Source organism: Streptomyces sp. NPDC001858 (assembly GCF_053594615.1).
The window spans coordinates 1-13,446 of record NZ_JBSFEV010000020.1 but is presented as its reverse complement, the minus strand read 5'-3'; the positions used below and the strand labels follow the sequence as shown (position 1 = coordinate 13,446).

At 68.1% G+C, this 13,446-nt stretch carries 12 protein-coding genes; 3 read left to right on the top strand and 9 right to left on the bottom strand.

What is annotated here, in order from left to right:
* Positions 1 to 5 precede the first annotated feature (5 nt).
* From ACWCPF_RS25435 to ACWCPF_RS25415, 5 genes are all read right to left on the bottom strand, one after another.
* A complete protein-coding gene (locus tag ACWCPF_RS25435; RefSeq protein ID WP_451047386.1) occupies positions 6 to 1,085 on the bottom strand; it encodes an NAD(P)-binding domain-containing protein in 1,080 nt (359 codons plus the stop codon).
* 49 nt (positions 1,086 to 1,134) lie between these two features.
* A complete protein-coding gene (locus ACWCPF_RS25430) occupies positions 1,135 to 2,160 on the bottom strand; it encodes an ABC transporter substrate-binding protein (RefSeq protein ID WP_451047385.1) in 1,026 nt (341 codons plus the stop codon).
* A gap of 86 nt (positions 2,161 to 2,246) precedes the next feature.
* On the bottom strand, positions 2,247 to 3,005 hold the full coding sequence (locus tag ACWCPF_RS25425) for an ABC transporter ATP-binding protein (RefSeq protein ID WP_451047384.1): 759 nt from the start codon (positions 3,003 to 3,005) through the stop codon (positions 2,247 to 2,249).
* Positions 2,978 to 3,880: an ABC transporter permease gene (locus ACWCPF_RS25420; RefSeq protein ID WP_451047383.1), complete on the bottom strand. Its 903-nt coding sequence runs from the start codon at positions 3,878 to 3,880 to the stop codon at positions 2,978 to 2,980. The genes ACWCPF_RS25425 and ACWCPF_RS25420 overlap by 28 nt, the downstream gene beginning before the upstream one ends.
* 153 nt (positions 3,881 to 4,033) lie before the next feature.
* On the bottom strand, positions 4,034 to 4,117 hold the full coding sequence (locus tag ACWCPF_RS25415; protein WP_313884353.1) for a putative leader peptide: 84 nt from the start codon (positions 4,115 to 4,117) through the stop codon (positions 4,034 to 4,036).
* An 80-nt stretch (positions 4,118 to 4,197) separates the two neighbouring features.
* On the opposite strand from ACWCPF_RS25415, the gene ACWCPF_RS25410 reads away from it, so the two are divergent.
* Complete coding sequence (locus ACWCPF_RS25410; RefSeq protein WP_351916358.1) at positions 4,198 to 4,620, top strand: secondary thiamine-phosphate synthase enzyme YjbQ; 423 nt, start codon at positions 4,198 to 4,200, stop codon at positions 4,618 to 4,620.
* Positions 4,621 to 4,667: 47 nt separating this feature from the next.
* Here the strand turns inward: ACWCPF_RS25410 and ACWCPF_RS25405 are convergent, their stop codons facing one another.
* The 4 genes from ACWCPF_RS25405 to ileS are packed head-to-tail and all read right to left on the bottom strand — an operon-like array spanning position 4,668 to position 10,713.
* Complete coding sequence (locus tag ACWCPF_RS25405; protein ID WP_451047382.1) at positions 4,668 to 5,714, bottom strand: GNAT family N-acetyltransferase; 1,047 nt, start codon at positions 5,712 to 5,714, stop codon at positions 4,668 to 4,670.
* Entirely contained in the window at positions 5,711 to 6,007 is a 297-nt protein-coding gene (locus tag ACWCPF_RS25400; protein WP_451047381.1) for an acyl carrier protein, read from the bottom strand. The genes ACWCPF_RS25405 and ACWCPF_RS25400 overlap by 4 nt, the downstream gene beginning before the upstream one ends.
* A gap of 3 nt (positions 6,008 to 6,010) precedes the next feature.
* Positions 6,011 to 7,564 carry an amino acid adenylation domain-containing protein gene (locus ACWCPF_RS25395; protein ID WP_451047380.1) on the bottom strand — a complete coding sequence of 518 codons (1,554 nt, stop codon included), beginning with the start codon at positions 7,562 to 7,564 and terminating at the stop codon, positions 6,011 to 6,013.
* Positions 7,561 to 10,713, bottom strand: coding sequence for an isoleucine--tRNA ligase (gene ileS / locus ACWCPF_RS25390; protein ID WP_451047379.1), 3,153 nt, complete (start codon positions 10,711 to 10,713; stop codon positions 7,561 to 7,563). The genes ACWCPF_RS25395 and ileS overlap by 4 nt, the downstream gene beginning before the upstream one ends.
* A 164-nt stretch (positions 10,714 to 10,877) precedes the next feature.
* Between ileS and ACWCPF_RS25385 the strand changes: the two genes are divergently transcribed.
* Together ACWCPF_RS25385 and ACWCPF_RS25380 are read left to right on the top strand one after the other, a co-directional pair.
* A complete protein-coding gene (locus ACWCPF_RS25385) occupies positions 10,878 to 12,131 on the top strand; it encodes an MFS transporter (RefSeq protein WP_451047378.1) in 1,254 nt (417 codons plus the stop codon).
* On the top strand, positions 12,128 to 13,336 hold the full coding sequence (locus tag ACWCPF_RS25380) for a cytochrome P450 (protein WP_451047377.1): 1,209 nt from the start codon (positions 12,128 to 12,130) through the stop codon (positions 13,334 to 13,336). The genes ACWCPF_RS25385 and ACWCPF_RS25380 overlap by 4 nt, the downstream gene beginning before the upstream one ends.
* The last annotated feature ends 110 nt before the right edge of the window (positions 13,337 to 13,446 follow it).

The following is a 13,446-nucleotide window of genomic DNA, read 5'->3' as shown; positions in this document are numbered from 1 at the left end:
GTGCGTCAGGCGACGGCGACGGAGTCTTCCGCGAGCAGCCGCCTGATGTCCCGTACGGCCGCGCGTCCGGCCCGGTTGGCGCCGATGGTGCTGGCCGACGGCCCGTAGCCGACGAGGTGGACACGCGGATCGGCGACCGCGCGCGTGCCGTCGATCCGGATCCCGCCGCCCGGCTCGCGCAGCCGCAGCGGCGCGAGATGGTCGACGGCGGCCCGGAAGCCGGTCGCCCACAGGATGACGTCGGCGGCGAACCGCCGCCCGTCGTTCCACTCCACGCCGTCCTCGGTGATCCGGTCGAACATGGGCAGCCGGTCCAGCACCCCGTCGGCCAGCCCCTGCCGGATCGCGTCGTTGAGCGGCAGCCCGGTCACGGACACGACGCTCTTGGGCGGCAGCCCCTGCCGCACCCGCTCCTCCACGAGGGCGACCGCCGCCCGGCCCACGGATTCGTCGAAGGGCCCCTCGCGGAAGACGGGAGGCCGTCGGGTCACCCAGGCGGTGTCGGCCGCGTACGGCGCGATCTCCAGCAGATGCTGGGTGCCGGACGCCCCACCGCCCACCACGATCACCCGCAGCCCGGCGAACGCCTCGGGACCCGGGTACTGCGCGGTGTGCAGCTGCCGCCCGCGGAAGGTCTCCTGGCCGGGATAACGCGGCCAGAACGGCCGGTCCCAGGTGCCGGTGGCGTTGATCAGGGCCCGCGCCGACCATGTTCCGTCGGAGGTCTCGACGAGCAGCCGCCCACCGGCGCCCTCCCGGACGGCCGTCACGTCGACCGGCCGCCGCACCCGCAGGTCGAAGGCGCGTTCGTAGGCGTCGAAGTACTCGGCGATGACCTCGGACGACGGCCGTTCGGGATCCGCGCCGGTCAGCTCCATGCCGGGCAGCGCATGCATCCCGTGCACCTTGCCGTACGTCAGCGAGGGCCACCGGAACTGCCAGGCGCCTCCAGGGGCCGGAGCGTGGTCGAGCACCACGAAATCGCGCTCCGGCTCGAAACCGGTGCGGCGCAGGTGATAGGCGCCGGCCAGACCTGCCTGACCTGCGCCTATGACGACCACCTCGACCTCACGCAAGTTGTTCACGCTTCTACCAACGGAACGGTGGGCGTGGATCTTCCCGCGTCCGCTGTGACTACGAGGACACGCGCGCGGGCGTGGTCGAGGGCGGCAGATCGCCGTTGTAGCGCGGGTCCACGAACGCAGCGAAGTCCACCTTGCGCGGGATGAGCTTCAGCTCGGTGAACGTGTCGGCGATCCGCTGCTCGGAAGCGATCAGCGGCTTGTCGATCGCGACCGAGATCCGGGTGGAGTTCGTCCGCCGCACCGAGGCCAGCGCCACCTCGTACGGCAGCCCGGTCTCCTTCGCCCACACCTCGGCCCACTCCTCCTGGTGGTCGTACACCCAGGCCGTCGCGCGCCGCAGTCGCTCCAGGTAGTCCTCGATGGCGGCGGCCTTCCCGGCGTCATCGAGCGCGGCCGGGGCCGCCACCTGGAAGGTGAGGCCGTTGGTGACACCGTCACCGGTGGTCAGCACCCGGCCCTGCTTCGCCTGCAGCACCTGCGAGGTGTACGGGTCCCACACCGCCCACGCGTCGACCTTGCCCGACGTGAACGCGGCGAGCGCGTCGGCCGGCTGGAGGTACTTGACCTTCACATCGCTCAGACTCAGTCCGGCCGCTTCGAGGGAGGCCACCAGTTGGTAATGCGCGGAGGAGCCCTGCGCCACGGCGATGGATCTGCCCTTGAGCTGCTCGGGCTTCGTCAACTCGGAATCATCGGGTACGAGGACGGCGTCGCCCTTGGACGTGCCGTGGAAGGCGGACACGACCGTGATCTTCGAGCCGGCGCCGGCCGCGAAGACGGGCGGGGTGTTCCCGACGCCGCCGATGTCGATCGCCTGGGCGTTGACCGCCTCCAGAAGCCGCGGTCCGGAGGTGAACGTGGACCACTTGATCTTGTAGTCGAGGTTCTTCAGCTCGCCCGCGGCGCGCAGCACGGCCTCGGAACCACCCTTCTGGTCTCCGACGTTGAGAGTGAGAGACCCCTTGCCGTCGGTGTCACCGCCCGCGCCCGTGCCGGCGGACGCGTTCCCGCCGCAGGCGGTGAGCAACAGGGCGAGGGGAAGGAGCAGGGCCGCGGGGAGCGGACGTCGTCGCATGGGGGGTCCGTTCGGGAGGGGAGGTGGAGTGTGGGGGTGGTGGGAGGCGGCCGGAGTTGGTCGATGGTGGTGGCGGCAGGCGACGCTCAGGCGGCTTCGGCGGTGGCCGGGTCCACGCCGAGGCGGCGCAGCAGTCCGGCACGCAGTTCCGCGAAGCGAGGATCGGCGATGTCGCGCGGGCGATCGAGGTCGATCTCCTGCTCGTGGGCGATGACACCGTCGTCCATCACCAGCACCCGGTCGGCGAGCAGCACGGCCTCCTCGACGTCGTGCGTGACCAGGAGCACGGCGCAGCCGCGGCGCTGCCACAACTCCCCGACCAGACGCTGCGCGTTGATACGGGTGAGCGCGTCGAGCGCACCGAAAGGTTCGTCGAGCAGCAGCAGATCGGGTTCCCGCACCAGCGCCCTGGCCAGGGAAGCGCGCTGCGCCTCGCCGCCGGAGAGGGTCTTCGGCCAGGCGTCGGAGCGATGTCCGAGCCCCACCTCCTCCAGGGCCTTGTCGGCGACGGGGCGTTCGGGCCGGCCCGGCAGTCCGAGGAGCACGTTGCGCCACACCTTCTTCCACGGCATCAGCCGCGGCGCCTGGAACGCGACGGCCTTGCGGCGCGGCACCAGCACGGTGCCCGCGATGTCACGGTCGAGCCCGGCGAGGATGCGCAGCAGCGTGGACTTGCCGCAGCCGCTGCGGCCCAGCAGGGCGACGAACTCGCCCGGCCGGATGTCGAGCCGGAGGTCGTCGATGACGGCACGCCCGTCGAAGGAGCGGGTCAGCCCCGCGACGTGGACCGCCTGCGGCGTCTGCGCCGCCCGGGGGCTCAACGGCCGGTGAACGTCGGTCGCCATTGCAGCAGCAGCCTTTCGAGGGAACGGACGACGAAGTCGGCGAGCAGGCCGAGGAAGGCGTAGACGATGAGGCAGACCACGATCACGTCGGTGCGCAGGAAGTCCCGCGCCTGCACCATCAGGAAGCCGATGCCGGAGTCGGCGTTGATCTGTTCGGCGAAGACCAGCGCGAGCCAGGCGATGCCGAGCGAGTAGCGCAGGCCGGTCAGCGCGCCGGGCAGCGCACCCGGCAGGACCACGTGCCGCACGAGTCCCCAGCGCGACAGCCCGAGCGACTCCCCGGCCTCGATCAACTGCGCGTCCACGCCCCGGATGCCGGCGTAGACGTTGAGGTAGAGCGGGAAGGTGACCCCGAGCGTGATGATGGCGATCTTCGGGGTCTCGCCGATGCCGAACCAGATGATGAACAGCGGGATGAGCCCGACGAACGGCACGGTCCGCAGCATCTGCACCGGGGCGTCGACGAGGTCCTCCCCGATCCGGAACAGCCCCGACACCAGGGCGAGTCCGGTGCCGATGACGGTGCCCAGGAGCAGCCCGGCGGCCACGCGCTGGAGCGAGGTGCCCATGGCCGAGGGCAGGGACCCGTCGGAGACGAGATCACCGGCGACCTGGGCGATCCGGCCGGGCGAGGCGAGGACGTCGGAGGCCAACGCGCCGGTGGCGCTGAGGAGTTGCCACAGCGCAAGGAGCAGAACCGGCCCGGTGGTACGGCGCAGCCAGCGGGGGACGCGGGCGCGGCGGGAGGATCGGGGCACGATGGCGGTGAGAGAGACGGAACCCTCGGCTGCAGATACCGCAGATACCGCAGAGTCTGCAGATGCAGAGGAAATGTCCACCTCGGAGGGCTCGGGTGGGGCGTGGCTGATGCTCATGGGGGCTCCACGGAACGGAGGGGAGCGGTGGGGTGGGCGCGCGTCAGCGCCGCCACGTCACGATCGGCTCAATCGACGAGGGTGAAGTGAGGCGAGAGACGAAGCCAGAGCCAGGAAGCCTGGAGGTGCGGAAGTGCGGAAGCCTGGAAGACGTCAGCGGCCGCGACGACACGCGGCGGAGGCCACCCGCAGCAGGTCGATGTGACCGCGCGTGGTGAGCAGGGCTGAACGCAACATGCGGCCGAACGTAGTCAGCCTGCATGCCCACGGTCAACGGGCGTCTCGCAGATCGGACTCCGGAACGTCAGGATGGGAGCATGTCAGCTGCGTTCACCACCCGAGTTCTGCACATCGCCTCCGGTTCCCGGGAGAGGGTCGTCGACATCACCGGCGACTGTGAGGCGTTCCTGCGCGAAGAGGCCGCCGGCCGCAACGGCCTCCTGAACGTCTTCGTCCCGCACGCCACGGCCGGCATCGCGGTCATCGAGACCGGCGCCGGCAGTGACGACGACCTGCTCGCCGCCCTGCACACGCTCCTGCCCGCCGACGACCGCTGGCAGCACCGCCACGGCAGCCCCGGCCACGGCCGCGACCACGTCCTCCCGGCCTTCGTGCCACCCCACGCGACCCTGCCGGTTCTCGACGGGAGACTGGAACTGGGCACCTGGCAGTCGGTGTGCCTGGTGGACACCAACAAGGACAACCCCGACCGCCAGGTGCGGGTCAGTTTCCTGGGCTGAGCGAGATCATCCTCAGACACGCTCCGGCCCGGTCGTGGCTGTTCGATTCATCGCCAGCCACGACCGGAGACGCCTCGCATGTCCCATACCGACGGGGAGTCGAGAGTGGCGAGTGGTGAGGAGCGGCCGTCGAGGGCGCCGGTGGAGCGCATGACGAGTTTCGGCAAATGGATGTCCTGGCTCAGCCGCCCGCTCGGTTCGGTCGGCGAAAGTCCGAGCGAGTCGATGCTGTGTGCGCGGGAAGGGGGCAGGTCGCGCAACCACATCGTCACCACCTTTCCCGGCATCGTGGCCAGAGCCGCCTCGATCAGGTCGCGCCAGACATCGTCGTCGACGGCCTCGCATTCCACGATGGTGGTCGGGGTGGGACCGTCATCGGTGTCCACCGCCGTGCGATGAGCGATCAGGTAGCCGACGGTCTCGTCCGCGTCTGCCACCAGGTGGAAGTACCGTGCCAGTGGGTTGGAGCCCCGCCAACGGAAGTACTCCTCGTCACGGACCACCCGGACACTGCCGAGAGCAGGGATTTTCGAGGCCAGCGCCGGCATCTCGGGGGTGCTGCCGGCGACGGGCCTGATCGTCGCCCCTGACCGGGAGCCCTGGCGGGCTGCCAGGCCTTTCCACGTCTCCTGGGTCATCAGGGGCACGTCGCGTTCGGCGCCGGCGACCGGCCAGGGTCCGATCGCCGTCCAGCCGCTCATCAGCATCGCGGGCCCGGCAGGCTGGTCGCCGAAGTCGAGCAGCCACGGTATGCCGTCGGCGCGCAGTCGGTGAATGAGCCGGTCCAGCATCTGCCGGAACAGAGGTCCACCCCGGTGTGCGGGAGCCACCACCGTATCGGCGAGACACGGCAACATGACTTTGCCGTGGCCGTCCACATGCCACGACGATCCGAAGACGCCCAGCATGCCGACGAGTTCGTGTCCGTCCCATGCCAACGTGACGTATCGGTCGTCCAGGTAGGGGTTGTCCTTGAACTTCCAGTCGAGATACGAGGCGTTTCCCTGGGGGCCGCCCTGCCAGAGCATCTGCTGGAATTCGACGACGGCATCCCGATCCTGCGAGGTGTATTTCGCGATCCGGTAGTCGGTCATGCCTGACCCGCTTTCGACGGTTCTTCGCTGTCGCTGCCCTGGCGTAGTTTCCCGATCACGAATTCGGTGATGTCGCGGACTGTCTGGAAGTTGTCCAACGACAGATCATGGGCCGTGACGTCGAACTCGAACTCTTCTTCCAGGACCACGAACATCCGAATGAAACCGACGGAATCGATCAGGCCGGACTCGATAAGGTTCGTATCGGCTGTCACCCCGTCCAGGAACATCTTGTCCCGCAGTCTTTCCAGGATGATCCTGGCGACTTCTTCGCGTTCGGGAAACTGAGTCATGCTTCACCCGCTCCTCTCGTCGAGAAAAATCTGCTGAACTGCCAAGTGGTCGGTCTTTCCATTGGCGTTCACGGGAAGGGAATCGCATGCGCGCCACTGCGAGGGAACCATGTACTGCGGCAATTTCGCCGCCAGCGAGGTGCGCAGCTGTGCCGGACTGGGCCGAGTGCCGGGCGCCGCGACATAGGCCGCACAGATCCGGTTTCCCTCGGCCCCGGGGGCCGGGACGCTGACCACGGCGCAGTCCATCAGTCCGGGCAGGTCGTGCAGTGCTGCCGCCACTTCGTCCAGCTCGATACGGTGACCGCTCGATTTGATCTGGCGGTCCGCACGTCCGTGAAAGTGGAACACTCCCTGGCTGTCCTGACTGGCCAGGTCACCGGTCCGATACCAGCGTCTGTCCGACCCGGACGGCCACTCGAGGAAAGATCTCGCCGTCAATTCGGGATCACGCCAATAGGCCGGTGTGAGCCCAGCGCCGGAAATATGGAGGTCACCGACGACATCGGGCCGAGCAGGGCGCAGGTCGCCGTCCAGTACCTGGAAATGCTTGCCGGGCACCGGCCGGCCGATCGGAACGGCTGCCGCGGCCCCGTCCGGAACCGTCCGCAGCGTGTGGAAGCTCGCCACGATCGTCGTCTCGGTCGGCCCGTACATATTGGTGAACTGGACATGGGGCAGCCGGGTCATCCAATGCCTCAGCACAGGGAGCGAGAGTACGTCCCCACCCCAGAACACCCTTCGCAGGTCGGGAAAGTCTCCGTGCGCCACCACATCCCGACCGGCCATGGATGTCATGACCGAGGGCACGGTGAGCCATTGCGTCAGCCGCGATTCCCTGATGAACTCCGCCACCGTACTGGGAAGCAGGTTCCGTCGCCCGGAGACCAAATGCAGTTCCGCTCCGGCGGAGAGCGCTCCGAACACATCCCAGAGTGAGCCGTCGAAGTGCAGCGGCAACTGGCACGATATCCGGTCGCCGGGCCGTAGTCCGAAGTGCTGGTTGGCCCAGGTGACGAAGTGAGCCACATTGCCGTGGGTGATGGGCACGCCTTTCGGGCGGCCCGCGGAACCGGAGGTGAACAGGACATAGGCGCAGTCACCGGCAGCGACCGGCGCGGGGGCCGTGTCTGCGGCGGATTCCTCCTCCCCGAGCCGGAAGACGCCGCTGAGCGCAGGTGAACCGACCGTGTCCGCGATCCGTTCGGCGAGGCCGGCGCACTCGGGAGCGACGATCAGCCGACATGGTGCGCACTGTCGCACCACGGATGACAGCCGGAGCACCGGGCTCGCCGCATCGAGGGGAACGCAGACCCCGCCGGCTTTCAGGACCCCGAGGACGGCGACGACGGCCGTGGGCGATTTCGGCACCAGCAGGCAGACCCGGTCCTCGGGTCGCAGACCACTGGCGACAAGAGCGTTGGCCAGACGATTGCTGCGGCGCTCGAGATCGCCAAAGCTCAGCCGCTCGGCCCCGTCCACCACGGCCCAGTCGTCGGGACGGCGTTCGGCCTGGGCGGACACCAGCCGTTCGAGACGTTGCCCCACCGCTGTCACCGGGCGCTCCTTCCGGAGGGCATGGCCCTCACGGTTGCCCTGACCTCGACACCGTCTCCGACAGAGCCGGTGAACCCCTGTGCTCCGGCGGGACCGTAGAGAACCGTGTCGGCCACCGTCTCCCGCGCGATGAACGCCTGATACGGGCTGACGGCGGTCGCCACGTCGGCCGGGACATCGAAGGTCAACTCGATCCGGTCGTGCAGTTGCAGCCCCGCCGACCGACGTGCCTGCTGCGCGACCCTCACCAGATCGCGGGCCATCCCCTCAGCGGCCAGTTCCTCGGTGACCCGGGTGTCGAGCGCGACGATGCCGGCGTCGCCGGGCAGTACCGCGGTCCCCGGAGCGTCGGCGACCATGTGCCGCTCGGTCTCTTCGGGCCGCATGGGAATCCCGGCGACGGTGATGCCGCCGTCCGGCTCCTCGGTCCAGGCGCCGGCCGCGACGGCTTCGATCACTTCCTGGGTCCGGCTGCCGAGCCGACGGCCACAGGCCCGTGCGTTCACCGAAAGCTTCGACCGCCCGTAGGGGGCGATATCGGTGGCGAACACAACCTCCTTCACATTGGCCTGGTCCCGGATCAGTCCGGCGAGCGGTTCCAGGGCGGCGTTGTCGTCGGAGACGACGGTCAGCTCGGCGAGCGGCAGCCGGACTCGCAGTCCGTCCGCCCGGCGCAGGGACAGGGCGGTCGACACGATCTGTCGCGCCCGTTCCATCGCGGTGACCAGCGCCTCGTCCGCGGGGAGTTCCGACGCATTCGGCCAGTCGGTCAGATGGACCGAACGGTTGCCGGTCAGCCCTCGCCATATGTGTTCGCTGATCATCGGGAGCAGCGGTGCCATCACGCGGCAGAGCACTTCGAGCACGGTGTGCAGCGTGTCGATCGCAGCGGAGTCTCCGGAGGCGAACCGGGACCGCGAACAGCGGATGTACCAGTTGGTGAGCATGTCCACGTACGCCCGTACCGCCGCGCACGCAGCCGACAGGTTGTGGGCTTCCATGGCTTTGGTGGCAGCGGCCACCAGAACATGCGTGGCGGCAAGCAGATACCGGTCCAGCACGTGCCGGCTATCGGTTCGCCGACGGCCCTCGACGCCTGAAGTCCCGGCATACAAGGCGAGGAAAGACCAAGCGTTCCACAACGGCAGGACGGTCTGGCGCAGGGCGTCCTGGCTGCCGCGGTCGGTCACCACGAGGTCGCCGCCCCGTACCAGCGGCGAGCTGATCATGGACCAGCGCATGGCGTCCGAGCCGTCGCGATCGAATATCTCACCGACGTCCAGGTAGTTGTTCCGCGACTTGGACATCGCGTGACCGTCAGTGCCCAGAACCACTCCGAGAACCGAGCAGTTGCGGAACGCCGGACGGTCGAACAGTGCTGTGGCCAGGATGTGCATGTAGTAGAACCAGCCGCGGGTCTGGGACTGGTACTCGACAACCAGGTCGCACGGGCTGTGGCGCTCGAACCACTCCGTGTTCTCGAACGGATAGTGGACCTGGGCGAACGGCATGGACCCCGTCTCGAACCAGCAGTCCAGGACTTCGGGGATCCTTCGCATCGTGGAACGCCCGGTCGGGTCGTCGGGATTCGGCCGGGTCAGCTCGTCGATGGCAGGACGGTGCAGGTCGGTCAGGTGCACCCCGAAGTCCCGTCGCAGTTCGTCCAACGAGCCGTAGACATCGGTTCTCGGGTACGCCGGGTCGTCCGACACCCATACGGGCATGGGGGCGCCCCAGTACCGGTTCCGGGAGATGTTCCAGTCGTGGACGTTCTCCAGCCACTTGCCGAACTGCCCGTCGCGGATGTGCTCCGGCGCCCAGGTGATCCGCTGGTTGAGTTCGAGCATCCTGCGGCGTATGCCGTCGAGTGCCAGGAACCAGGACGACAGCGCCCGCTCGATCAGCGGGGTCCCGCATCGCCAGCAGTGCGGGCAGGTGTGACGGTACGTCTCATGGCGCAGCACGGCGCCGGCGGCCGTGAGATCCCGAACGACGGCCGGGTTCGCGTCGAGGACCGACTGCCCGGTGTAGGAAGGCACTTCGTCGGTGAACCTGCACCCCGCGTCGACGGGGAGTACCAGGGCGATACCGGCCGCTTCGGCGACAGCCTTGTCCTCTTCGCCGAAAGCGGGAGCGACCGGCACGAGACCGGTTCCTTCATCCGTACTGACGTGGGTTGCCGTGAGCACCCGGTGCGCGCGGTCTTGGTCGGCGAAGAAGCCGAAAACAGGGGTGTACCGACGGCCCGCCAACTCTTCGCCGAGGACCGTGGCCACGACCCGGTCGGCGAGGTTCTCGCCCAGTTCGCGAGCGTAGTCCGACAGCCGGTTTGCGGCCAGCACATAGCGCTCTCCGCCGTGCTCCACGGTGACGTATTCGGCTTGGGGATGCACGGCGATCGCCAGAGTGGACGGCAGTGTCCATGGAGCGCGTGTCCAGACGAGCGCCAACTCGCCTGTCTCCAGCCGAAATCGCACCGTCAGTTCAGGATCCGATCGTTCTCGGCCGGTGTCCCTGTGATCCATGGTGCCCTCGCTCTCGGAGTCCGAGAGCGGCGTCTCACACGATCCGCAATACCAGGATATCGAGTGGCCCTGATAGACCAAACCCTTGTCCCACAGGGTTTTGAAGGCCCACATGACGCTTTCCATGTATTCCAGGTCCATGGTCTTGCAGTCGTCGTCGAAGTCCACCCACCGGGCCTGACGAGTGACGTAATCCCGCCACTCGCCGGTATGACGCATCACCGAAGTGCGACAGACCCGGTTGAATTCGGCCACACCCAGCGACTCGATGTCGAGCTTGGAAGAGATGCCCAGCTGCTTCTCGGCTTCCATCTCGGAAGGCAGACCATGGCAGGTCCAACCGAAGCGGCGTTGGACGCGGCGCCCACGCATCGTCTGGTAGCGCGCAGTCGCGTCCTTGGCGTAGCCGGCCAACAGATGCCCGTAGTGCGGCAGACCGTCCGCGAACGGAGGTCCGTCGAGGAGGACGAACTCTTTTTCGCTGTTCACGTCCGCCGTGCGCGCCTTGACGCTTTCCCAGAAGGTCTTGTCGCTCTCCCAGTACGCCAGAACTGCTTGTTCTATTCCAGGAAGAAAGGGACGCGCAGGCACGCCGTCACTCGGCTGTATTTTCGGATACGCCATGGCCAGGACACTCCCTGCGGTTGGACACTCGCGACGCAAAGCCTGTCGTGGCTGCACAGGCCGGAAGGCCTCTCAGTCTAGGGATTCCCGGTAACTCCTCGTTCATTTCTGCGCGCTGGAGCAATGGCTCAAGAATTACCCGCCTCCGTCTACGATCTGGCGTCGTGTCTATACGAATAGCCCCCGCCCCCGGACCTGCTCGCAGCCTCACGTCGGCGACGTTGTTCATGACGATGGGCAACGGCGCCTTCATGACCTGCTCGGCCCTGTACTTCACCAAAGTCATAGGGTTCTCCCCGGAACGACTCGGGCTCGGACTGACCATCGCGGGCCTGGCCGGACTGCTGGCCGGAGTGCCCCTCGGCCACTTGGCGGACCGCAGGGGCCCACGGGGGACAGCGGCTGCGCTGGTGGCCCTCAACGGGATCGCGGTCGCCGGCTATCTCTTCATCGGCTCGTTCGTCCAGTTCGTGCTCGTGGCCTGCGCGTTCGTCGTGCTGGAAAGAGGCGGCCGAGCGGCTCTCCAGGCGACGATCGCCGCCGTGCTGCAAGGCGCGGATCTCGTCCGCACGCGTGCCTACCTGCGTTCCGTCAACAACATGGGAATCGCCGTGGGCGCGCTGCTGGCGGGAATCGCGCTACAGATAGGCACCCACAACGCCTTCCGCGTCGTGATCGTCCTCGACGCACTGAGCTTCGTGGTGTCCGCGCTGCTGCTGATGACCCTGCCGCCGACGACTCCGGCGCCTGCCGCCGCCCCCGGGGAGCCCCGGCTGGCCGTTCTGCGGGATCGCCCGTTCGCATTGATCACACTCATCAGCGTGGTGCTGTCCCTGTACGCGGTGTTGCTGGAGATCGTGCTTCCGCTGTGGATCGTCAGTCACACGGCGGCTCCCCGGTGGCTTGTGACCCTGCTGTTCCTGCTCAACACCGCGAGCGTGGTGTCGTTCCAGGTCCGCATCGCGAAGAAGGTGGACAGCCTGCCCCTGGCCGTCGCGGCGTTCCGGCGCTCCGGAGTGGTCCTTCTCCTGTCGTGCGTGCTGTTCGCGCTCTCGTCCACCGGAACGACCGTCGCGGCGAGCGCACTGCTCGTCCTGGGCGGCGCGGTCCACGTCTATGGCGAGATGGTGCTGTCCGCCGCGGCCTGGGTGGTGAGCCACGAACTGGCGCCGCCGGAGAAGCAGGGGCAGTACCAGGGCTTCTTCTTCACCGGCTACGCGGCTTCCGTCATGATCGCTCCCGCCCTGCTGGCGTCTCTGATCATCGGGTACGGGGCTCCCGGATGGTTCGTCCTCGGTGGAGCGTTCCTCCTGTCCGCCCTGGCCATGGGCCCGGCCGTCCGCTGGGCGGCGCGGACCCGCGCGCAGTACTTCGGCGCCTCCTCCGTCCTGTCGGTTCCCGTGAAGGGTGTCTCGTGACCATCGACGCTGACCTCCCGCACTACCCGGTCACCCGCACCGGCTGCCCGTTCGACCCGCCGGCCGCGTACGTCGGTTGGAACCAAGCCGGGGGTCTGCGCAGAGTCAGACTGTGGAACGGACGCGAGGCCTGGGTGGCAACACGCTACGAGGACGTGCGCGCCGTCCTCGCCGACCCGCGCATCAGCAGCGACGGAGCCCGGCCGGACATGCCCACGGTCTCGCCGGCTTCGCAGGTCATGACACCGCTACGGGCTTCCTTCAACCGGATGGACGATCCGGACCACACCCGTCTGCGGAGCATGGTGGCCCGTGACTTCTCAGCCCGGCGGACGGCCCGACTCCGACCCCGGATCCAGGAGATGGCCGACGAGCTCATCGACACGATGACGCTCCACGGGTCACCCGCCGACCTGATGGCCGAGTTCGCGCTCCCGTTCCCCTCCCGGGTGATCTCACTGATGCTCGGCATTCCTTACGAGGAACACGACTTCTTCCAGCAGCACAGCATCGCGCTGCTCGACACACACTCCTCGGCCGAGGAAGTGGAACAGGCCGGAACGGAGATGCGCAGGTTCCTGCGCGAACTGACGGCGGCCAAGCAACGCCGGCCCGGGGACGACATCATCAGCCTGCTGGTCACCGAACAGCTTGCCGTCGGCAGCATCACCCGCGACGAACTGGTCGACCTTGCCCTGCTGCTGCTGATCTCCGGGCACGAGGCGACCACCAACATGATCGGGCTCAGCGTCCTCGCCCTGCTGGGCGATCCCGTGCAACGAGCCCGCGTGCGGGACACGGACGACCCCGCCTTCCTGGCGGGAGCCGTGGAGGAACTGCTGCGATACCTGTCCGCGGCCGACGCCGGTTTCGCCCGCGTCGTCACCGAAGACGTCGAGATCGGCGGTCGGCTGCTGCGCGCGGGTGACGGGGTGTTCGTCAGCCTCTCCGCTGCCAATCGGGACGCCGGAGTGTTCGACGCCGCGGACACGCTGGACCTCGGCCGTACCGCCGCCCACCACCTGGCGTTCGGGCATGGCCGGCACCAGTGTCTGGGGCAGAGCCTGGTCCGGGTGGACCTCCAGACGGCGTTGCCCACCCTGTTGCGACGGCTTCCGCACCTGCGGCTCGCCGTGCCCGCCGAGGAGATCCCCTTCGCCCACATGGGCACCTTCGGCCCCCTGGAACTCCCCGTCGCCTGGTGACATCCGTTCCCCCTGACCCCCGGGAAAGCGTCCTTTCAGCAGACCGGACATCGGCAGACCGGACATCGGCGGGGCGAGCCCGAAGTCGGGAGACAGAATGGCATGCTGAT

What these genes read in the sequence shown, in the direction of transcription:
- ACWCPF_RS25410 (WP_351916358.1), top strand. Translation starts at nt 4,198, where the DNA reads ATGTCAGCTGCGTTCACCACCCGAGTTCTGCACATCGCCTCCGGTTCC.
- ACWCPF_RS25405 (WP_451047382.1), bottom strand. Translation starts at nt 5,714, where the DNA reads ATGACCGACTACCGGATCGCGAAATACACCTCGCAGGATCGGGATGCC.
- ACWCPF_RS25415 (WP_313884353.1), bottom strand. Translation starts at nt 4,117, where the DNA reads ATGTTGCGTTCAGCCCTGCTCACCACGCGCGGTCACATCGACCTGCTG.
- ACWCPF_RS25420 (WP_451047383.1), bottom strand. Translation starts at nt 3,880, where the DNA reads ATGAGCATCAGCCACGCCCCACCCGAGCCCTCCGAGGTGGACATTTCC.
- ileS (WP_451047379.1), bottom strand. Translation starts at nt 10,713, where the DNA reads ATGGCGTATCCGAAAATACAGCCGAGTGACGGCGTGCCTGCGCGTCCC.
- ACWCPF_RS25425 (WP_451047384.1), bottom strand. Translation starts at nt 3,005, where the DNA reads ATGGCGACCGACGTTCACCGGCCGTTGAGCCCCCGGGCGGCGCAGACG.
- ACWCPF_RS25430 (WP_451047385.1), bottom strand. Translation starts at nt 2,160, where the DNA reads ATGCGACGACGTCCGCTCCCCGCGGCCCTGCTCCTTCCCCTCGCCCTG.
- ACWCPF_RS25400 (WP_451047381.1), bottom strand. Translation starts at nt 6,007, where the DNA reads ATGACTCAGTTTCCCGAACGCGAAGAAGTCGCCAGGATCATCCTGGAA.